Source organism: Candidatus Brachybacter algidus (assembly GCF_016707225.1).
GTDB classification, from domain to species: Bacteria; Bacteroidota; Bacteroidia; order Chitinophagales; family Saprospiraceae; genus Parvibacillus; species Parvibacillus algidus.
Genome location: NZ_JADJID010000001.1, coordinates 949,922 through 972,032, shown reverse-complemented (window position 1 = coordinate 972,032; position 22,111 = coordinate 949,922). Strand labels below are relative to the sequence as shown.

Here is a 22,111-nt window from a genome sequence, read left to right as displayed (position 1 = left end):
GGCAGTTAAGAAACAAAGGTAGATGGTTGATGTTATTAGTTGTTAGATGGAGCTTAGTCAATTGATTCATATTTCTTCTTTAATAGGTTTATTAGAAAAAATATCCATGTGATTGATGGATTCCGCAGTTGCGGGACTAAAATCTACTCCGCCATCACTTTGCTCATCGGACAAGCTTCTAACATCTAACATTTTATTAAATTTTAAATTATTTCTTCAAAAATGAAAATTTGACTAACGAAACTTAAGTGACAATTTAACAAACAATCTATTTCCTTAGTAATTGATGAATAATTTTATTCTGAAATTACTAAGGAATAATCTTTATTCATTTGTGCAGTTTATTTGCAATTTAATTATTTAACAATTAATTAATTCTGTTAAATTTTAAACGTGAAGACCTTAACATAATCGCTAGTAATCCTTGCTATACTTCAATTGGAGCAAATATCTTCTTATTATACAAGCACTACATTCTTAGCATTACTATTAAATAAATATTTAATTAATAATTAAATTTGGTATTTCAAAGCTTAGTTCATATCTTTGATTTTTAATCATCAGAATATTATTTATTTATTAAATGCAACAAATAAAACATAATTTTAGAAACTCTGTAGCTCATAGTCCTGAGCTTATTTGTGCATTCCCATATTTCGCGATATCTCTTAAACGCGAAACGACCTTCCTGTCCTAAAAAGGCATAACGAGTGTGCCTGTCTAACTCTCTTAACATTATTTCTTACTGAAAATATTCAATAATAACATCTTGAATATCTCTACTCGCATGTAGAATAGTGTTTCAATACAGAGTTGAAGTGATGTTCTTTATTTAAATATAAATTAATATTATCATGGCTGAATTAAAGAAAAAGCTTAGCAAAACTGACCTGAAGGAGAAAAAACAACTGAAAATTCTAAAAAAATTAGAGGATAAAAAAACGAGAAAACGTAAAGGGTAGTCAAATCCAAATTTAAATATTTTTAAGGAAGGCTGTAAATATTCATTTACGGCCTTTCTAATTTTTGGAAAAGACATAATTATACTCTGAGTGATTTAGGCTGAGATTCTACCGTGAACTTTTAATGGATAAACAGTTGGACATTGTTTCATAAAGTATTTGCTGTAAATAAAAGGAGCATCCTGATACACCACGTTTAAAATTCATAAATTGGAACTAGATTTTATGTAAGAGATAACAGCAGCCAAGTGGCTTAGTAACTTATAACAATCGTATTAAAACTTTGTAAATTTTCTTGACCATGAAGCTCCCTTCAACCAATATACACCTGAAGAAAATGCTGATATATCCAACATCTGCAAAGGAGGAGTAATTCTTAAAGTTTGTACTACTTGTCCATAAATATTAAAGATTTTGGCGGTTTCCGAATTGTTTGTTTGAATGTAAAGAACTTCTGCAGCAGGATTGGGATACATCTCTACTTTCACGACAGGCTTATTTTCAATGCTGATGACATTGGAATAATTAATAGCTCCATTTAAGTCTAAAATACGCAATCGGTAATAATACACTCTTTCCAATTTACTTTCATTGAAACTAACTTTCAAGTTAGCATTGTAAACAGCTGCTTCCCCTTTTGCTGGCAATGTAACCACAGTTTTGTATTGACCGGATTCCAATCGTTGGACCTCAAATTGTTGAGTGTTAATCTCAGATATACTCTCCCAACTGAGAAGATGCTCAAGTCCTATTTGCTGCCCCTTAAAACTTAAGAGCTCTACTGGTAAAGGAATGAAATTAATAAGCACCTTACTGGAGTAAGGAGGTATTGTAGCACTACTTACAGCAACATTGTCAAGATCAATAGTGCCTACAAGTGGAATAATGACGGTACTATTGGTTGGATTCTTAAGAATGAAAGAGTTATCTGTTGGATATGCCCACTGGAAATAACTTGCTTTGGAGTTCAAATCCAAACCTGTGCTGCTTTTCCATTGAGTGAGGGTAAAAGTTTGTGGAGCTGACCATATATACCTCGCTACCACAGAGCCATAAACATTATGTAAATAATTTTGATCAGATGTAGTCAATGTGCTATAATTGTAGTCATCAGAGGCTATTTCCAATGGCACCCCACCTGATACATTTGAATACAATACATTGTTGTTTGACACATTCCCATAAATACTCTCTCCCGGCAGCCAGTCAGCGAAACTAAGTGCTACCTTACATTTATAAACAGTATTATTTTGAATTGTGCAATTATTAGAACCGGCATTAATAACTATTCCACCACCAACAGGAATTTCAGTCACTGTATTGTTAAGTATTTGAATATCGTGGGCGTTGTTATCTATATAAATTCCCAAGGCAATTCCATTTGGAGAAATACCTTCATAATCTCCTATTACATGGTCGACAAAATTATTGCGAACAATGCAATTATAAGAGGAAGTTCCCCAGGTATAAATGGCGCCTCCATCCGACATATTCATTAAACTGTAGCTGACCTGATTCTTCTCGACTACTATACCGTTTCCGATAAACTTTATTCCATTGTACCCAGAATTAGTTATCACGTTTTCAGCAATTACACAACCAGGTGTACCATTTATTTGATAAATGGCATTTGGATAAAACTCACCAGAGAAGTTTGGAATATTTTTACCCCAAGTCATTCCTGTATTTTGAATGGTATTTTTGGAAATTGAGGTGTTTGAAGAATTAGCAGCTACAATAGCTTGTAAATAAGAGTCGTTAAAAATATTTGATTCAATAGCATTTTCATTACCACTGAGTAAAATTCCTTGATGATTCTGTTCAAAATTACAATTCTTAACTACATTATTATTACTCGAACCCATGAGTCTAATTCCAAAGTCAGCAAAATGCATAAATTTGAGATTGCTAATGACGTTATCGCTTCTGTTATCATTGCCGGCTATTCCTAATAATTGAGTAGATGCTTCCACTGAAAGTTCATCAGGGCTAACACCCGAAGTCATTAAATAAAGTGTTTGATTAGTCGGATCATAATACCATTCTCCCGGCGCATCTAAAAGGCTAATTTTGTTGTCAAAATAAAAGTAAGATCCATTATTTGCAGCATTTATATCTGTAATCCAGCTAACTGTATTTCCAGCCTGAGCTGTCACAGGCTGACGATTATTGCGCCACTCAAATTCGCGAATGCAGATATTCGCTCCAACAAAATTCAAACCCGAACTACCGATCGATGGGCTGGATGCACTTTTAGTCGTGGCAGATGTGGTCGTTAAAACTCCGGAGTTTGGATATCTAGCCAATTGTTGTGTAATCCCATCAACAAATAGCATATGAACTGGTGAGGAAATGGTAGCTTTCCAAATATTACCGCTATGTTGAGTCCATCCTGTGACGACTTCAGAACCTTTAATAATAGGGTCAGCCCCTGAGCCATATGCGTCAAAAGTAATTCCACTGTTGTTGTATGCTGAAAAATAAATCTCTCCGCGAAATGTATCGCCTCTTCGAAAATATATATGGTCACCGCTACTAATGGTGACACTCCATGTCCCGGATGGCCCACCCAATTCTGTACTTAATTTTGAAAGTGTTTTCCAGGCAGTAGCAACAGAGGTTCCATTATTTGCATCATTTCCCGCATTAGAAATATAGAAATCAGTTGCAAATAAGTTACTGAGGCTAATAAAAATGAATAGAATTAAAGTGCAAAAATGACGCATGACATTTTTTGTGCAAATGTAACTCTGCTATCAGTGATTAGATTGTAAATTTTGGACAAAATAGTCAGAAGCCATATAATTCGTCGGTGATAGACCGGTGAAGGTTTTAAATTCCTTGATAAAATGTGCCTGATCGTAGTACCCATATTGGTGGTAGTCAAACAGTATTTTACTGTCAGATTCTTTATTGATCATATTGAATACATTATTAAATCTTATGATCCTACTTGCTTTTTTGGGCGAAAGGCCTATTCTGTCATTCATTTGCCTGTCTAGTGAACGATGGGTCATACACAAGGAGGAAGCCAATGCATCTATACCCAATTTATTATCAACATTTTTTTTCAATGCATTCCAAAGAAGAATATTGTTTTCATGGTGCATGGTTCCATTATCTATTAAAAGAAGATGCATATATCGCTCACTAATTTGGACGCGTCTACTTATATCATTTGTTTCAGCCAACTGATCTGCCCAATCTTTAATAACTGAACCAAAAATTTGGGAAGCATCTTCAATTCTATCACAAAGTAAATACTGGCTAACTGGGCTAAAAGCGTTGACGCCCTGAGGATAAAAACGTACACCAAATAAATCGTTACCCTTTTCGTGCCGGTAATAAATTGGCTTCGTGTTAAAACCATGAAAAATAGTATCATGGATTAAATGATCATTTAAATGATAAGGAGTTCGGAGGTTAAAGATCAAATTTGGGGTGAATTGTGCATTAAATAATTCATGGTATCCTGTATCTCCAAGATCATTAAAAAGACTTTGCCAAAAGCAATCTACATAAGGACTAAGTCGTGCACTCGCTGGAAATAAATGGTACATTGTGTAATTTTAAATAGAATTCAATCGCTCAATCGCAAACTTAAAGCACATTAAATGAACTGCAAATTAGGAATAATAGTCATAATATATTCAAGGATATAAGTCTGACCTTTCAAGAAAGTTCATTATTAAACAATAATTTATCATAACCTATTGACAAACAAGTCGATTCTAACATCCTATGAAATTAATTCTTAAAGAAAACATTTATTGGTAGGATTCTTTAGATATTATTTATGCGATGCAGAAATATTTAGTTGACCAATATTTTACCTTATCCTACCGAACTAAATGTCGCTTGATCATGCCAAAACTTCTTGATAGACTACTGCTAATTTCCATTCGGTATTGTTCTCATTATACATCAAAAACAAAAGGCCAAGTTGAATTTTATTACTTTGCATAAAACTTAGCATTAGTATATATAGATTATATTTACTCCAGAAAAGGATGCAAAACCATCCTTTAAATTGTTAAATATGGAGGATGATCCTATTGTGGAAATATTTACATCGATAAACGCTCTATCGAATCAAGCTAAGATGGATTTCAGTTCCATCATTTCTTTCAAATCGCTGCCCTAAAAAACCCTTCCTACTTGAAGCCGGTAAAGTAGCTAATACTCTATTTTTTATTCAAAAAGGTCTTGCCAGAGCTTTTTATAACCAGGACGGCGAAGAAATCACCTTTTATTTTGCCATCGACCGCCAATTCATAGGCTCTGTACCGAGTCTTTATAGCGGTAAGCCTTCTTTATGCGCCATTCAGTTGATCGAAGATTCTGAAGTTTATGCTTTTAATTATCAAGAATTCGAAAGTTGCTGTGGACGTCATCATGATTTGGAAACCGCTGCCAGGAAGCTCTCTTCAAGAGTAATATTGAGAGAACAAGAGCGTATTGAAAGCTTACGATTGCATACTGCTAAAGAACGATATTTGTTAGCGGAAGAGAAACACCCAGGCATTTGCAACCGTAGCCCCTTAAAATATATAGCTTCTTATATAGCAACCAGCACTGTAAGTCTAAGCCGTATTAGAGCTGGAAATCAATAAATAGATATATTTATTAACATATGTAAAGTAGAAAGCCATACTTTCTAATGACCTTTGTGCGAAAATTAAAAAAAGTTCAATGAAACGTGTTTTGTGTATTCCTAAGTTAGGCTAAGTCATAATAAATGAAACTTATTATCCTTTTTTTATTTCTGAACTACACTAGAACTAAAGCACTACCTCTACTAAAACATAAAAAGATGAACATTAAAGCTAAATCATATTTCAAAGATGAAACCAAGGATATCCCCTATTTCAAAAGTTGGGTACAGCAGTTGGAGAAGGCAAATGGTAGAATTTACAAAAGTATAGAAATTCAGACAGCACTCGGCAAAACACATGTCTGGGGATTAAACACTGAAGATTCCTTACTTGAAACGTTAGTTATTTTCCCGGGAGCAAGAACAACACCATTGATCTGGGACTTTGATAAAGGATTGGATAACTTAAACCATAAAATGAGAATATATATGGTTGAAACCAATGGACTGCCAAATCTAAGTAATGGCGATACACCTGACATTAAATCATTAGATTATGGCATTTGGGCAACAGAAGTATTTGAAAAACTAAAGATTGAAAAAGCCTTCATAGCCGGTGCTTCCTTTGGAGGATTAATTTGTATGAAACTCGGAATTGTAAGTCCTGAATTGGTAAAAGCTGCTTTCTTATTAAATCCAGGCTGCTTGCAACCCTTTTCTTTAACTTTAAAAAATCTGTATTACAATATCCTTCCTATAGTTAGCCCAAAAGAAAAGAACGTTTCGAAGTTTTTGGACAAAGCCGTTTTTTCGAAACCCAATCACAAATTATCTGAAGAGGCAGAAAAAATGCTAATTGATTACGAGGTCTTTGCAATTAGCCGATATAAGGACAACACTCAAAAACCATATTATATGGATCAACAATTGGGAGATGTAAAAGTGGATACTTATCTGCTAGAAGGGGATAAAGATCTATTGTTCCCATTCCAAAAATCAATTGATAACGCACAGAAGCGCATAAAAACATTAAAGCAAGTAAAGGTATTCGAAAATGTTGGGCACGGAATTGAGACATATGCAGGCGCTATGAATTATCTAGGGGAGATTATAAAAAACTATTATTAGTATTAAGTAAATGGCTCACAAAACTATTTAAAGGCAAACAAAAGCTGATTATAACTGCATATCAAGATAAAATATAAATAATGAACTTGATTATATCCATCTTTTTGAATTTGGATAATCAATTACTGGATAACTCATTTACAGTTATATTTAATGACCATTTAACTGTTAATATAATAATTGGAAATAGAAATTTCAACTTTGAAATGATTTTAATCCCAATGCTTATAGTTTGCTGTATGTCAATAAGTTAAGCTAAATTATTTTCAACACTGAGCTTGTCCTAAATGACCAAGCCAATTTCAGTTGAGTATTTCATAGTTGTAATCAAAAGACTCCCCCAAAGCGCACAATATGAAGTTATCTTCTCAACTTCATTTTACATTGCACCTTTTTTATTTGACCTAATCAAGTGTTCTATTTAATTTTGGAAGAAAAGCATTACATTTAAACTAATTTATGAATTCTATAAGTTAGGCTGAGTGAAATTAATATTTTAAGCAATTTAATTACTCCGAAACTTTAGAACTATAGAAATTATTAGATATTAACTACATATGAAAACATCAATCCTTTCGTTGACTATAATCTTCACCTTTCAGCAAATGGCTCATGCTCAGAAAGATGACTTTACCCAATATTATGAACTAACGATTCAGGCAAGAGAATTACTAGATAAGCAAGATTACTCTGCTGCCATCAAAGCATCAGAATTGTCATTTAGTCTAGTAGATTGTCCTGCATCAAGGGATTTGGAAAAAGCTGTGGAAATAGCACTGAAAATGAAGGATACTTTGCTAGTTAAGAAGTATTGCAGGACGATGGCAGAAATATATGGTATTATCCCATCTGCGAAAACTATTGAGGATGAAAATTTCCTCCAATCATTACAGAATGAATTTGCCACTGAAATTGCATTGGCAGAATCTCAGCGCGATCAGTTTTACATATCATTATTGGATAGTTTAGGCAATGAAGATCAGGCTATCAGACAAAATGGCGCTTTTGAATATATAAATGGAATTGACTCAGACTCTCTAAGAACAGTTCATTTATTGTCACTGATTAAAGTAAGAGGTTTTCCGGAAGAGCGGAAAGTTGGAAAGTGGGGTTATAACAATGCCATGAGGATTTTTATACACGCTGACTTTGACTTGAAGAACGAACTTCTGGGTAAGCTGATGCTGGACAATGTTATGAGTGGGAATATGGACCCAATGGACTATGCGCATATTATCGATCGAAGATGCAACTTCAGAGGTGAACGACCATATTACAATCAAGTTCCGTTTGGATATGATAAACTTACTGATCTACAGAAAAAAGATATTAGTGAAAGGAGAAGAAAAATCGGTCTAAGAAGTGTAGAGGAATCTATGGCTATTGAGACCTTGCCGAATGGGGATTTGCGAGCTTCTTATAAATATTAAAACAAGTTTCGTTGCTGCACAAATTTAGAAGGTCACATTTCCATCCCGAATCTTTCTATAATTATCATCCGAGGAGCATCAAACACCAAACATCAAACATCAACTAATATTGCTCATACCAGGTAAATTTATCATGAACAATACTATCCATTTCTTTTTTCAAATGTTCTAAAAAAGATACAGAAACGGGAGTATGACTTTTGCCTTTTAGCCAAACCAAGCTCCATGTAGTTTTTATTGGAAGACCTTTCACAGGGATTATTTGTAATTCCTTACTTTGTAATTCATTTTTAATGCCGATCAAAGGCATGATAGAATATCCGAGACCCGCTAAAACTGCCTGTTTAACAGCCTCGTTGGAAGCAAGCTCCATTTTCTTCAAAACTTTTATATTATTATTTGCAATAAAACTTTCCATTGTTTGGCGCGTTCCGGATCCTTTTTCTCTAAAGATCAATGGCAGGTTTTCAAAGATTGTTTCATTTTTTAGACCCTTTTTAAAATTAGTATCTGCATTACCCACCAAATATAATTTATTCTGAAGCAAGTCCAATTTTTCAATATTAAGGGAAGTTGGCAATACAGAGACGAGGGCAAAATCAACTTCGTTATTCTCAAGGCTTTCCAATACCTTGCTCTTATTAGTTACGTCCATTAATAATTCTATGCCATCGTGCAACTTCATAAAATCAGTCAAAAAGTAAGGCATCACATATTTTCCCGTTGATACTACTGAAAGTTTTAGTTTCCCAATCAACTGACCTTTGTAGGCCATCGTCTTATAGTTGATAGCATAGACTAAATTAATAATATTTTCAGCCGTTTCAGCTATTTCCATACCAAAATCAGTGATATAAATTCTCCTACTAACAACTTCAGTGAGCGGTATTTGAAATTGTTCCTGGAAATTTTTAAGCTGAATAGAGACAGCTGGTTGTGTCAAATGCAATTCTTCTGCCGCCTTAGTGACACTTCTTGTTTGAACAATTTTCAAGAATATCTGAAGTTGATTTAGTGTATAGTTCATAAATTTATTTTATACATAACATAACAAAGATATATAATAATTAATGAATTAATGTACTCAACTTTGCATCATTAAATAACAAATAATAATAAAATGACAAAAATAACTGTAGCAAAAGGGGATGGCATCGGACCGGAAATAATGGATGCAACTTTACACATTTTAAAAGAGGCAGGAGCTCAAATTGAAATTGAAGAAATTGAAGTTGGTGAAAAAGTTTACCTATCAGGCAATACTTCAGGTATAGCCGAAGAATCTTGGGAAACGATCAGAAGGAATAAAGTTTTCCTAAAAGCTCCAATCACGACACCACAAGGTGGAGGTTATAAAAGTTTGAATGTAACTACGAGAAAATTCCTTGGGCTATATTCAAATGTCCGACCATGCATGAGTTTACATCCTTTTGTCAGCACAAAACATCCTGTGATGGACATTGTCATCATAAGAGAAAATGAAGAGGATCTATATGCAGGTATTGAACATCAGCAAACAGACGAAGTAGTTCAATGCTTAAAACTAATCAGCCGACCAGGTTGTGAAAAAATAGTTCGCTATGCTTTTGAGTATGCAAAGCAACAAAACAGAAAAAAAGTCACTTGCTTCACCAAAGACAACATAATGAAACAAACTGATGGCTTGTTTCATCAAGTATTTGACGAAATAGCGAAAGAATATCCTGAAATAGAAAACGAACATTGGATAATCGATATTGGAGCGGCTAAGATGGCAGATACACCAGAGATATTTGATGTTATCGTAATGCCCAATCTCTATGGAGATGTACTTTCCGATGTTGCAGCCCAGATTACAGGTTCTGTTGGACTCGCAGGTTCAGCAAATATTGGAGAAGAATGTTCCATGTTTGAAGCCATCCACGGCTCAGCACCAAGAAGAGCGGGACAAAATGTAGCCAACCCTTCGGGTCTATTGCAAGGAGCCATCATGATGTTAAATCACATCGGACAAACCGAAGTTGCTGAAAAGATTCAAAACGCATGGTTAAAAACTTTAGAAGATGGTATTCACACTTATGACATTTTTAAAGAAGGTATAAGCAAAGAAAAAGTTAGTACGTCTGAATTTGCCAATGCTGTTATTGCTAATCTTGGCCAAAAGCCAAACCTCCTTAAGTCAGTAAGCTATTCAAATAACACTGCCTTAAACTTACCCAAATATATACGCAAACCAGCTGCAAACAAACAATTGGTAGGAGTAGATTTATTTGTGCATTGGAATGGAACTAATCCGGATGAATTGGCTGAAAAATTGAAATCTATTGAAGAAAATGGAGTAAAACTTACCATGATTACCAACAGAGGTATAAAAGTGTGGCCAAATGGATTTCAAGAGACTTTCTGCACAGACCATTGGAGATGCCGCTTTAAATCCAGTGAAGGCAGTGAGTTTACAAAAGAGCATATCATTGGATTGTTAAATAAAGCAATAACACAGCATATAGACAGTATAAAAACAGAAAATCTGTATGAATTTGATGGCAAAGCAGCGTATTCATTGGGACAAGGACAATAATCTATAAAATAAATAAACAAATGAATATCCAAATTTTAGATGGCGAATTTAAGTCCAATGAAGCAATTGAGTTGATCACACAAATGATTCATATTAAAATAAAATATCACGAAAATAAAATAAGCTTAAGTCAACTTGAAGAAGATATCAAGGCAAGAGAGACCAAAATTAAAAGGCTTCAGAAAGATTTATATGAATTTAGGAACACAATTGATTCAACTACTAAGGTTGTTAAATTAAAAGCAATCATAAATATCGACTTAAAATGAATAAAGCAGAAATAATATCATACTCAACCTTCCTGATATTGACAATTTGCATCTTAATGACATTTCAAACTAAAAGTGTAATTACAAGCAAACTTATGGCATCATTGATCATAATATCAGGAACTTATACAATTCATTCTATTTCTAAAAAAAACTTAATAAGCAAAAATGAAGCTACAAAAATTTAAACTAATAAAGGGTGAATTTTTACCTAAAGACAGCAGGGAAATAATGCAGAATGTATTTTCCGGTAAAATCCAATTCCATAATATGAAAAATTTTAGTTCGCAAGAACGATATGGTAAGGATGACAAAATTGCTGTAAAAAGAATTCCTCAACTGAAGAAAAGTTTGGGAAAAATTATTAAAATGATAGAGGCGGCAGAAAAGAACGGTGATCAACTTGAAATAAAATCAGAGGTAGTGATCCGTTTTGTTAAGCCAGTTAAAGATGTTTAATGGAAGAACTTTACTGGTGGCTACAATGCACGAAAAAGAGAAAGTAATTGCACCCATCTTTGAAAAAGAATTGGGGTTAAAATGTATAACCCCATTCAATTTCAATTCGGATGCATTGGGAACCTTTACGGGCGAAATTGAAAGAAAAGATGATGCCCTTAATACAGCAAGAAAGAAATGTTTCATAGCTATGGAATTAAACAATTGCGATATGGCGATATCAAGTGAGGGCTCATTTGGCCCTCACCCAGTTATGTATATTCACCCAGCGGATGATGAAATCTTGCTTTTTATAGACAAAAAGAATGATTTGGAGATTGTTGTTAGAGAATTAAGTGCGCAAACTAACTACAATGCGAGAGAAATAAAATCAGAAAAGGAACTAAAGGAATTTGCAGATGCCGCAAAATTTCCTTCTCATGGTTTAATTATTAGAAAAGATAAAGAAAATTATAACAACATTAAAAAAGGTATAAGGGATTGGGAAACCTTGCTAAAGAACTATAATCATATCAGTAAAAAGGATGGAATAGCTTTTGTAGAAACAGATATGAGGGCAATGCATAATCCAACTCGAATGAAAGTAATAGAGAATATTACTATAAAATTAGTACATAAAATCAAATCTAAATGCCCTTCATGTCATACACCTGGTTTCGGAATAACCGCAACAAAAAAGGGTCTTCCCTGCGGGTTATGTCGTTTCCCAACATCTTCAGTGCTAGCCTATATATATACATGTCTGAAATGTAATTACCAAAATGTAAAAAATAATCCCAATTCAAAACAGTGTGAGGATCCAATGTTCTGTGATAGATGCAATCCATAATTAGCTTACATTTGGGCACTGGTTCAATATATAAAAGCATAAATAGAAGAACTAGATATTCTCTTATGATTAAATTGGATTTGAACTATTATATTAGTTTTGAAAAACTTACAATTAAATATGACCAACATAAATACGACAAAGCCATTAGAGCGATTTTGGAATTTAATTAGATTGGATAGATCAGATATTAGTTCCATTTACTTTTATGCCATATTAAATGGTTTAATGCAACTAAGCGTACCAATTGGAATTCAGTCTATCATTGGATTCGTTTTAGGTGCATCTATGGCTACATCAATATATGTATTAATTTTTTTGGTAGTGATGGGTGTATTTATAGTTGGTGTACTGCAAGTGAATCAGATGAAAATCATCGAAAGGATACAACAGAAAATCTTTACAAGATATGCATTCGAATTTGTAGATAAAATTCCAAAATTCGATCTCTATAAAACAGATAATTATTTTTTACCGGAAAAGGCAAATAGATTTTTTGATACTGTTAATTTACAAAAAGGATTTTCAAAACTACTATTAGACATACCTACTGCTCTCATTCAAATACTTTTTGGCTTAATATTACTGTCTTTTTATCACCCCTTATTTATCATTTTTGGAATCACTTTGGCATTATTGCTTTTTTTGATAGTATATTTTACAAGCAAAAATGGTTTAGAGACCAGTATTAATGAAAGCAATTACAAATATGAAGTCGTAGCATGGATGCAGGAGATATCAAAGTCGATAAAATCATTTAAACTTAATCAAGATACAGGTTTAAATTTTAAAAGTACAGATAAAATTTTAGTCAATTATCTAAAAACAAGAACCAAACATTTTAAATTTTTACTAGTACAATACAAGGCACTAATAGCTTTCAAGACACTTGTTACTGCATTCTTATTGCTATTGGGGGTATACCTACTAGTCGATCAACAATTAAATATTGGAGAATTTATAGCAGCTGAAATTGTTATTTTAAGTATTATCGCATCGGTAGAAATACTGATAAAAAATTTAGATTCGGTATTTGACGTTTTGACATCACTTGAAAAATTATCAAATGTAACTGAAGGTAATTCAGAAGAAAATGGTAAATTATTAATCAGTGAAAATAAGATTTCAATAGAGTTAGTCGATTTTAGCTTTACTTATCCAAACTCCAAACCAATTTTAAAAAATATTAATATCAAAATACCTCCCAATTCCACAGTTTGTATACTTGGTGAAGAAAATAGCGGAAAATCAACACTCCTAAATATTCTTAGCAGAAACTACTTGCATTTTACGGGAAATTTCTTGATTAACAATATTCCTGCAAATAATTATGATTTAGAATCATTCCGTAAAAAAACAGGAATTTATTTTAATGAATATGAAATTTTTTCAGGAACGGTGCTTGAGAATATCAATATGGGAAAAAGTCATATAACACCTGAAAGCATCATTGATATAGCAAAAGAATTGGGCTTTGAAAGCTTTCTCCAAAACTTAACCATGGGTTTTCAGACACCAATAGACGCAAATGGAAAGCGCTTGCCAAAGAATATTTCTCAAAAAATTATATTATTGCGGGCATTGGTACATCGACCTAACCTATTGATAATGGAGGAACCATGGCTAGGATTAAAAAAACAATTTCAACAAAAAATGATAGATTATTTGTTAAAAAAACCTTCAGATAATACAGTAATTGTCACTAGCAATGATCAAGCATTTGCAAGTAAATGTGATTATCGGTTTGAATTGAAAGATGGAAAACTAGAAAAATTACCTTAAAATGAAAGATAAAATAGAATTAGAAGCATTTGTAAATATCTATCAAGGCAACAAAAAAAGTAAAGTCAAATATTGGTTTTATGGAATAATGATATTTTTAATCGCCTTTTTATTTCTTCCATGGACACAAAACATCAAGGCCAATGGGGACATTACGACTTTGTATCAAGAACAACGACCTCAGGATATCAATTCTCCAATACCCGGTAAAATTGTAAAATGGTATGTAAAGGAGGGCGATTTTGTAAAGAAAGGTGATACAATTTTGCAAATATCTGAGGTTAAAGAAGATTATCTTGACCCAAATTTGGTAGGCAGAACACAGGAACAAGTAGAAGCTAAGAAAGGTGCCATTAATTATTATGAAGAAAAAGTAGTTACCACAGGATCACAAATCTCTGCTCTTAAGCAAGCAAGAGATTTGAAAATTGAACAACTTAATAACAAGATAGCTCAGCTTCAAAATAAACTAACCGCTGAAAGTGCAGAGCTTTCTGCTGCCGAAAATGAATTTGCGCTTGTCGAAGACCAATATATTCGTCAGCAAAAAATGTATAAAGAAGGGCTAGTCTCGCAAACACAGTTGCAGCAGCGTAATTTGTCTTTTCAAAACGCTCAGGCAAAAAAAATTATGCTGGAGAACAAAATAGCTCAGACTAAACAGGAATTTACAAATATCCGAATCGAAATAAACAGTATTCAGCAAGATTACACTGAAAAAATCAGCAAAGCTGAAGGCGAACGCTTTCAAAGTTATAGTCAAATAGCAACAGGACAGGGTGATGTAGCTAAACTTGAAAATCAAGTAACTAATTACACGATTAGAAATGGAATGTACATAATTACAGCTCCTCAAGATGGACAAATCGTGCAAGCTAAAAAGTCCGGGATCGGTGAAATACTTAAAGAAGGAGAACAACTTATGGTGATTGTTCCCACAAAAATAAATTATGCGGTAGAAATGTACGTGAGGCCGATCGACTTGCCATTGATCAATATTGGAAATAAAGTGCGTTTTATGTTCGACGGTTTTCCTGCAATAGTATTTAGTGGATGGCCTGAAGGCAGTTATGGTACATTCGGTGGTAAAGTGGTAGCTTATGAAAACACTATAAGTTCCAACGGAAAATTCAGAGTATTAGTAGCCGAAGATACTACAGACCAAAAATGGCCAACTCAACTGAAAATAGGAAGCGGGGCCCAGGGAATTGCATTGATTAAAGATGTCCCTATCTGGTATGAATTGTGGCGCAATATCAATGGGTTCCCTCCGGATTATTATAGTACAATTGATGGTAAAAAAACTGAAAAAGAAAAGTAATGATTAACAAAATAATTATTTTAGTAATAATCTTATTTTTTGCAAAGCTAATTGTAGCTCAGGAAAGCCCAAAGACACTTAATGCCGAACAGGTTCTAAATGTTGTTCGAAGTTTTCATCCCGTCATCCGGCAATCGTATATCGGAGTAGAGAAATCAAAATCAGAAATTTTAAATGCCCGGGGCAACTTCGATCCTGTTTTCAGCAATTATTTGGGTAAAAAGACATTTGATGGTCAAAATTACTACAACGATATTTCACCGGAATTAAAGATTCCTATCTGGTATGGAGCAGATATTTATGCCGGACTGGAAGATCTTACCGGAGATCGACTAGATCCAAGCCAAAGTGAAGGACAGAGCAGCTTTGTGGGTATCAATATACCTTTAGTCAAGAATTTAGTTATTGACAAGCGAAGAGCATTTTTGAAGCAAGCCAAAATCTATAGTTCTATGGCAGAATTGGATCAAAATATTATGATAAATGATTTGTGCATGGATGCAATCAGTGCTTATTGGGCTTGGGTAAAAGCTTATGAAACTTATACTGTAGTGGCAAATAAGGTAAGGGTAAATGAAAAGCGATTGGAATTGATTAAAAAATGGATTGAAAATGGTGAACGCCCTGCAGTAGACAGTATTGAAGCCACCACTCAACTACAAAGTTTTCAGTACCGTAAAAACGAAAATTGGCTGGAATTCCAAAATGCAGGTCTATTACTTTCTGCATTCATGTGGACAAAAGAAAATAACCCTTACCAGCTTCCGGAAAGTGTCATTCCGGAAGGTAATTGGGAATTTGAAACCCTATTAACTAATTTTAATTTAGATTTGACGTTATTGCTTTCCGAAGCCCAACTAAATCATCCATATTTAAAAATTTACAACTATAAGCTGGATGTTTTAGATATTGATAAAAAATTAAAATTTCAGGAGCTACTGCCAAAAGTAGATTTCCGATATAACTTTTTAGCCAAAAGTTATTCAATTGACAAAACGATAACGGATGCCTCCCCTTTTCAAAACAACTATCAGTATATGCTCAAAGCAGAAATTCCATTATTTTTCTCGCAAGGAAGAGCAAATTATAAAATAGCAAAGCTAAAGATTGAAGAAACGAAACTGGAACAAAATCAAAAGGAGCTTGATATCCAATTGAAAATAAAAAGTTATTACAATGAATTCGTTACACTTAAAAATCAGGTGGATTTACAAAACAAATATGCTGAAAACTATCAAAAATTGGTTAGGGCAGAAGAAACACTTCTTGAAAATGGAGAAAGCACTTTATTTTTAATCAATAGCAGGGAAAATAAAGCACTTGAAGCTCAGGAAAAATTAATTGAAATTAAAACTAAATATTTTAAATCTATTTACGCTTTGCAATGGAGCGCTGGACTATTAAGATAAGAAGCTATTTGAATTCAAATTATATCAAAATCGTCATCTTTAAAGCCCCAAAATCTAATTTCTTATTGGATACAATAAGACGTATTGCTTGTAATCTATCACAACTTATCTCTTTTACCACCACTTTTAACAAGAAAAAGCATAAGTCTATAAGCTAGTTCCTTACTAATTTATATCTATGTTGGTTTATTATCAATTGTTGATCTACAATTGATTAATCCTTATATTAGTGCTATCTATTGGATAAATGACTATAAAAATAAATCATTGGATAGCTATTTCACAACCTTCCTGGGATTAACAGGGACCTTTGTATTTGCGATCAGCGGAATTAGGCGCGCTTCCGGAAAACAAATCGACTGGTTTGGTGCATATTTGATCGGACTTGTTACTGCAACAGGAGGAGGCACTGTACGAGACTTATTATTGGGCGTCAATCCTTTCTGGATGATGGATAGTACCTACTTCCTGATCACAGGTATTGCTTTGCTCACTACTCTGGTCTTTAAAAATAAAATATTAAAATGGCAGAATACTATATTTCTGTTTGATACACTAGGTCTTGGCCTATTTACAATAGTAGGAATAACGAAAAGTGTCGAAATGGGCCTTCCTTTTTGGGTCTGCATAGCTATGGGGGCCATTACCGGCTCATTGGGTGGTGTAATCAGAGATGTATTATTAAATGAGGTGCCGCTATTACTTAGAAAAGATATTTATGCACTTGCTTGTATTGCAGGAGGAGTAGTCTATTTTATTTGTCTTCAATTTCATGTATTAGCAAATGTTACAGAGCTGATAGCCGCACTTACAGTCATATTTGTTAGGATAATTGCGCTAAAATACCATATTCACCTGCCTGTATTGAAATCTATCAAAGACAATACAGACAAAACATAAATGTGTAATAAAACGCCCGTTGTAGAAAACATGAATTAAGAGACCCAGCTCAGCATTTTATTATATTCATAAAAATCTTTAATTAAACCTCTGCATCATTGGTTTAATAAAATTCATGAGATTCCTGTCATCCTATGATATAAATCATCTTAATATATGAGCATTATCATAAAATAAAATTTTTATGGTCCTTAGATTTGGTCTTCTTTATGTGAATAGATTTTCTGATAATGTAAAACAGTTAGTGTACATGATTCAAGTTCAATAAATCACACGAAAGGAAGCCATTAGAATGAATATAAAAGCCAACCTCTTTTGTGTAACAAAAGTAACCGAATATCATCCAACATACATAGATCTTTGAGTTATAATATTAATAAAATAAAAAAAATTAAAATGAATAAAAATTTAGGAAGTACTGACAAAGCAATAAGAATATTGGTAGCTGTATTAATAGCTGGTTTATATTTTACAAATGTAATCTCTGGAACCATTGCTATTGTCCTGTTGGCGCTTGCATTGGTTTTTGTGGTTACCAGTTTCATTAGTTTCTGCCCTTTATATTATCCTTTTGGAATTTCAACTAGGAAAAAGAATTCTTAAGAAATTAAATAAAAAACTTTTGTATCCAATCTTTTACAGCAACTGAAATACTTATATTTCAATAAATATTCTTTAAAATATTTAAAACAAATTAAATATGGAACATTATTATAATGTTGATATCACTTGGAATACTGACAGAAAAGGCGTCATGTGTTCTCCTGAATTAAATAAAGACTCAGGTAGTTGCATAGAAGTGGCCACACCACCGGAATTTCCAAAAGGAATACCAGGAATTTGGTCCCCGGAGCATTTATTCACAGCTGCTGTTAGCAGTTGTTTAATGACAACATTTTTAGCTATTGCTGAAAATTCAGGATTGACATTTACAAACTTTGCATGTAAATCAAAGGGCAAACTAGAACAAGTGGAAGGAAAGTATTTGATGACTGAAATCACACTCGAGCCGGTTGTCACGATTACTGATGAGAAAGACAGACAAAAAGCTGAACGAGTGCTACAAAAATCTGAGAGTGCTTGCTTGATATCCAATTCTATCAAGTCAAAAATCGTAATGGTAACAACAATTAACCTTGCATAAACTTTAATTATGTGCAGGTGCCGATGATAAAGGACAAAGAAATGAATACCAAAATAACTCAAAAAAAGTCTTTGAACTGGTAAGAGTTAAAGTATAATAACAAAAAAAGAGTTTTGCAATGCAAAACTCTTTTTTATTATATAAGGACAAAAGCGTTTTATAAGAAACGCAAATATTTAGTTGATCAATATTCCGCCGTATTTTACCGAGCTGAATGTTGGTATAACTATATTTATTTTTTTCCTGAGAAAGCTCTGAGCATCCAGGTATTTTTCTCTTTAAATTGCATAAATCTGTTGACCATATCGTTAGTACCATCATCGCCTGCTTTGTCAGCAGCTTCCATTATATCTCGTTCCATTTCGATAAGGTCAGACATATCGTTAAGAATAGCATCAACCATTTTTATATCAGTCATTCCGATAGTGTCCACTTCTTTAATAGCTGATTCTTTGATATAATCAGAAAATCTACTAAGTGGAGACTTACCCAGTGTCAAAATTCTTTCAGCGATCTCATCAATCGTTAATTGAGCATTGTGATACAATTCTTCAAACTTTACATGTAAAGTAAAGAAATTTTGACCTTTGACATTCCAATGCACTCCTCTTAATTTTTGATAGTGTACATGATAATTTGCAAGGTAATCGTTCAACATATCCACAACCGATTTTACTGCTTTTTCGCTCAAGCTGATCTCTTTAGCATCCATCTAAAATATTTTTTTGGTTATTAAATTATTTCTACATCATTAAGATGTCTATAGATAATAAAGGAATTAATTTCCTTTTTAGTTTCCTATTCATTGTGAATAGAATCTAAATAGATAGTTTTTTGTGATAAAATTTTTGAATATTAAAAATCAAATACCTCAGAGTAATGACTATATAATCTGGCTTTTATTTCATCCATATTTAACTTTTGCCCTGTCAATCGAGATAAAGAGGTGATAGATTTATCCTCATCCTGTATCCCACAGGCTATAATATTATCAAAGTAATTCAACTGTGGATCTATGTTGAAAGCGAATCCATGCATACTAATCCATCGGCTTAGGTGAACTCCAATCGCGCATATTTTGACCCAACCGCCATCATCGCCTTTGACCCACACTCCTGTATACTCCTTAATGCGCTCACCTTTTATTCCATAATCATTTAATAAACGGATGACGCCTTCTTCAATATTTCTAACAAAAACATGGACATCCGGCTTAAAACAATCAAGATCAAAAAGGAAATAACCAACGATTTGTCCAGGCCCATGATAGGTAATGTCCCCTCCCCGATTGGTTTTAAAGTATTCTGCATCTACAGCACTTAAACCTGCTTCATCAAGTTTCAGGTGATCGGCTTTTCCACTCTTACCAAGCGTGTAGACGTGTGGATGTTCGCAGAAAACTAACTTATTCACCTGATGCAACTTAAGTTCTGATAGATCATCTCGATAGATTTTCTTAAGATCGACCATTAGGCTGTGTTCAGATATTTGCTTCTCCCAGGCCTCTTTATAAGATATCGTCCCCCAATCTTCAAAGACTACTTTCGCCTTCAATTCTAAATTATGATTATGTTCAGTCACAGATATTTAAATTTAATTCTGACAGCTTTTCTTAATGTATTTTACCTTTAAGAGATTCAAAGCATTTGGCCTATAATCTTTAATGTTTTTTGAAGTAAAATTACTGATGGCATCATAATACATTAAAATCACCGGACTTTCTTCCAATAATATCTTTTCCATTTGATGATATAAAGAATATCGCTCTTTTTCGTCTATACAAACTAAAGATTTTTTATAAAGTTGATCATAATCAGCATTTTTAAAATGTGTATAATTTGGTGGCGCAGGATTACCCCCATAAAACACAGTCAAATAATTTTCAGCATCAGGATAATCTGCCAGCCAGCTTCCGCGGAAAAATAAAGCTTGACCATTGCGCATCATTTCACGAACTGTTGCAGATTCTGCCAGTTCTATATTACATTTGATGCCCAGTTGTTCCCATTGCTTAGTAATATATAGACAGTGGTCAGAATAGTCCTTTGCTGTAAAAAGATTTAATACAGGTCTATCTTCCACTTTCAACTTATAAAAACCGGACTTGACCAACAAATCCTTGGCTTTGTTAATATCGTAGTAATAGCCCTGTACTTTTTCATCATCAAAGGATGGCAAGCCATATGGTGGAAATGAAGAAGTAGCAGGGCTGCCTATTCCCCTCTTTATAGTGGCCAATAATCCTTTCCTGTCGAATCCATAGTTTAAAGCCTGCCTGAAATACTTGTTCAGTAAAGGACTTTTCGGATCATTGAATTCAAGATTGACACCCAGATACTCAGTATTGAGGTAAGGGGATTTGTAACAAAGTATCTTGTCTGCATATCTTTCTCTCAATTCGCCATTTCTCGTCAGCAACTCATTAGCCATAGAAGGATCAAAGCCACTCATAAAGTCAAGATTGCCCTCAAGTAATTGCAGAAAAGCGGTTTTCTTGTCTCCAATGAAGCTAATCCTAACGATGTCCACAAAAGGCAACTGTTGGCCGTCCAGTTTCTCAAAGTAGTTTGGATTCTTATCAAGGATCATCGTTTGACCTTCAACCCATTTTTTTAATTGAAAAGGTCCTGTGCCGACAGGATGTTCTCTGAATAGTTTCCCATATTTCTCAACGGCTTCATGGGGAACAATAGAGCAATACTGCATTGACATCAGTTGCAGAAAAGGCATGAAGGGAGTCTTTAATCTGATCTCAACTGCACTATCATTTATTGCTACAAAGGGCTGTATAGAATCTATTCTGTCGCTGAATATCCAACTGCCTGGGCTAGCCACCTTTTCATCAATGATACGGTTCAAACTATAGACCACATCTGATGCATTGATGCTCCTGCCTTTTCCGCCCTCAAAACATGGATCATCCTGGAAATAAATTCTAGTATTCAGAATAAACTGATATTTCTTGCCTTCATCATCAATGGTCCAGGACTTTGCCAGGCATGGTTGCAGATGAAGGCTATCATCTAATTGAACCAACGTATTGTAGATATGGTCGATAGCCCATATATTAGATTGATTGCGAGCAAAAGCAGGGTCAAGTGAAGTAATTGAATTGGGTTGGTTGTATCTGAAGACACACTTGCCAATAGAAGAATTGTCCTTTGAGCATGCAGAAATACCACAAATAATAATACAAAGCACAATAATCTTGTTCATACAGCAATAATACAAATTCCAATTTGGAAATCTAACCTCAAATGTCAAACTTCCAAAATATTTTGCCGAAAAATAGTTACCTTTGCAGTCCGAAATAAAGGTAATTTCTGC

20 protein-coding genes are annotated in these 22,111 nt (G+C 33.7%); 13 read left to right on the top strand and 7 right to left on the bottom strand.

Annotated features, from left to right (window positions below; translation table 11 throughout):
* Positions 1 to 66 precede the first annotated feature (66 nt).
* From IPI15_RS04025 to IPI15_RS04015, 3 genes are all read right to left on the bottom strand, one after another.
* Positions 67 to 192 (bottom strand): hypothetical protein, encoded by a 126-nt coding sequence (locus IPI15_RS04025; protein ID WP_287419278.1) that lies wholly within the window; start codon positions 190 to 192, stop codon positions 67 to 69.
* Positions 193 to 1,237: 1,045 nt separating this feature from the next.
* Positions 1,238 to 3,688, bottom strand: coding sequence for a T9SS type A sorting domain-containing protein (locus IPI15_RS04020; protein WP_287400883.1), 2,451 nt, complete (start codon positions 3,686 to 3,688; stop codon positions 1,238 to 1,240).
* 30 nt (positions 3,689 to 3,718) lie between these two features.
* Positions 3,719 to 4,522: a DUF6597 domain-containing transcriptional factor gene (locus IPI15_RS04015; protein ID WP_287419276.1), complete on the bottom strand. Its 804-nt coding sequence runs from the start codon at positions 4,520 to 4,522 to the stop codon at positions 3,719 to 3,721.
* Positions 4,523 to 5,053: 531 nt separating this feature from the next.
* Here IPI15_RS04015 and IPI15_RS19765 point away from each other — a divergent pair.
* From IPI15_RS19765 to IPI15_RS04005, 3 genes are all read left to right on the top strand, one after another.
* Entirely contained in the window at positions 5,054 to 5,575 is a 522-nt protein-coding gene (locus IPI15_RS19765) for a Crp/Fnr family transcriptional regulator (protein ID WP_353845288.1), read from the top strand.
* A gap of 200 nt (positions 5,576 to 5,775) precedes the next feature.
* Positions 5,776 to 6,684 (top strand): alpha/beta hydrolase, encoded by a 909-nt coding sequence (locus tag IPI15_RS04010; RefSeq protein ID WP_287419275.1) that lies wholly within the window; start codon positions 5,776 to 5,778, stop codon positions 6,682 to 6,684.
* A 557-nt stretch (positions 6,685 to 7,241) separates the two neighbouring features.
* Positions 7,242 to 8,114, top strand: coding sequence for a hypothetical protein (locus IPI15_RS04005; RefSeq protein WP_287419274.1), 873 nt, complete (start codon positions 7,242 to 7,244; stop codon positions 8,112 to 8,114).
* Between the two features lie 103 nt (positions 8,115 to 8,217).
* Here IPI15_RS04005 and IPI15_RS04000 read toward each other — a convergent pair whose 3' ends face one another.
* The gene (locus tag IPI15_RS04000; RefSeq protein ID WP_287419272.1) at positions 8,218 to 9,141 is read right to left on the bottom strand and encodes a LysR family transcriptional regulator; all 924 of its coding nucleotides are present in this window, start codon (positions 9,139 to 9,141) and stop codon (positions 8,218 to 8,220) included.
* A 93-nt stretch (positions 9,142 to 9,234) separates the two neighbouring features.
* Between IPI15_RS04000 and IPI15_RS03995 the strand changes: the two genes are divergently transcribed.
* From IPI15_RS03995 to IPI15_RS03950, 10 genes are all read left to right on the top strand, one after another.
* Positions 9,235 to 10,671: an NADP-dependent isocitrate dehydrogenase gene (locus IPI15_RS03995; protein WP_287419270.1), complete on the top strand. Its 1,437-nt coding sequence runs from the start codon at positions 9,235 to 9,237 to the stop codon at positions 10,669 to 10,671.
* A gap of 20 nt (positions 10,672 to 10,691) precedes the next feature.
* Complete coding sequence (locus IPI15_RS03990) at positions 10,692 to 10,940, top strand: hypothetical protein (RefSeq protein ID WP_287419268.1); 249 nt, start codon at positions 10,692 to 10,694, stop codon at positions 10,938 to 10,940.
* A gap of 168 nt (positions 10,941 to 11,108) precedes the next feature.
* Entirely contained in the window at positions 11,109 to 11,399 is a 291-nt protein-coding gene (locus IPI15_RS03985; RefSeq protein WP_287400871.1) for a hypothetical protein, read from the top strand.
* Positions 11,392 to 12,228 (top strand): DUF6671 family protein, encoded by an 837-nt coding sequence (locus IPI15_RS03980; protein WP_287419266.1) that lies wholly within the window; start codon positions 11,392 to 11,394, stop codon positions 12,226 to 12,228. Before IPI15_RS03985 ends, IPI15_RS03980 begins: the two co-directional genes overlap by 8 nt.
* 120 nt (positions 12,229 to 12,348) lie before the next feature.
* On the top strand, positions 12,349 to 14,010 hold the full coding sequence (locus IPI15_RS03975) for a peptidase domain-containing ABC transporter (RefSeq protein ID WP_287400867.1): 1,662 nt from the start codon (positions 12,349 to 12,351) through the stop codon (positions 14,008 to 14,010).
* A 1-nt stretch (position 14,011) separates the two neighbouring features.
* Positions 14,012 to 15,331, top strand: coding sequence for an HlyD family secretion protein (locus IPI15_RS03970; protein ID WP_287400866.1), 1,320 nt, complete (start codon positions 14,012 to 14,014; stop codon positions 15,329 to 15,331).
* A complete protein-coding gene (locus IPI15_RS03965; protein ID WP_287419264.1) occupies positions 15,331 to 16,740 on the top strand; it encodes a TolC family protein in 1,410 nt (469 codons plus the stop codon). The genes IPI15_RS03970 and IPI15_RS03965 overlap by 1 nt, the downstream gene beginning before the upstream one ends.
* Before the next feature lie 267 nt (positions 16,741 to 17,007).
* Positions 17,008 to 17,640 carry a trimeric intracellular cation channel family protein gene (locus IPI15_RS03960; protein ID WP_287400863.1) on the top strand — a complete coding sequence of 211 codons (633 nt, stop codon included), beginning with the start codon at positions 17,008 to 17,010 and terminating at the stop codon, positions 17,638 to 17,640.
* A gap of 396 nt (positions 17,641 to 18,036) precedes the next feature.
* Entirely contained in the window at positions 18,037 to 18,243 is a 207-nt protein-coding gene (locus IPI15_RS03955; protein ID WP_287419262.1) for a YgaP family membrane protein, read from the top strand.
* A gap of 97 nt (positions 18,244 to 18,340) precedes the next feature.
* Positions 18,341 to 18,784 carry an OsmC family protein gene (locus IPI15_RS03950; protein ID WP_287400860.1) on the top strand — a complete coding sequence of 148 codons (444 nt, stop codon included), beginning with the start codon at positions 18,341 to 18,343 and terminating at the stop codon, positions 18,782 to 18,784.
* A gap of 232 nt (positions 18,785 to 19,016) precedes the next feature.
* Here the strand turns inward: IPI15_RS03950 and IPI15_RS03945 are convergent, their stop codons facing one another.
* The 3 genes from IPI15_RS03945 to IPI15_RS03935 form a co-directional block, all read right to left on the bottom strand.
* Positions 19,017 to 19,496, bottom strand: coding sequence for a Dps family protein (locus tag IPI15_RS03945; protein WP_287400859.1), 480 nt, complete (start codon positions 19,494 to 19,496; stop codon positions 19,017 to 19,019).
* Between the two features lie 143 nt (positions 19,497 to 19,639).
* Positions 19,640 to 20,365, bottom strand: a complete 726-nt coding sequence (lipB, locus tag IPI15_RS03940) for a lipoyl(octanoyl) transferase LipB (RefSeq protein WP_287400858.1) — start codon at positions 20,363 to 20,365, stop codon at positions 19,640 to 19,642.
* A gap of 12 nt (positions 20,366 to 20,377) precedes the next feature.
* Positions 20,378 to 22,000 (bottom strand): ABC transporter substrate-binding protein, encoded by a 1,623-nt coding sequence (locus tag IPI15_RS03935; RefSeq protein WP_287419261.1) that lies wholly within the window; start codon positions 21,998 to 22,000, stop codon positions 20,378 to 20,380.
* Positions 22,001 to 22,111: the final 111 nt, after the last annotated feature.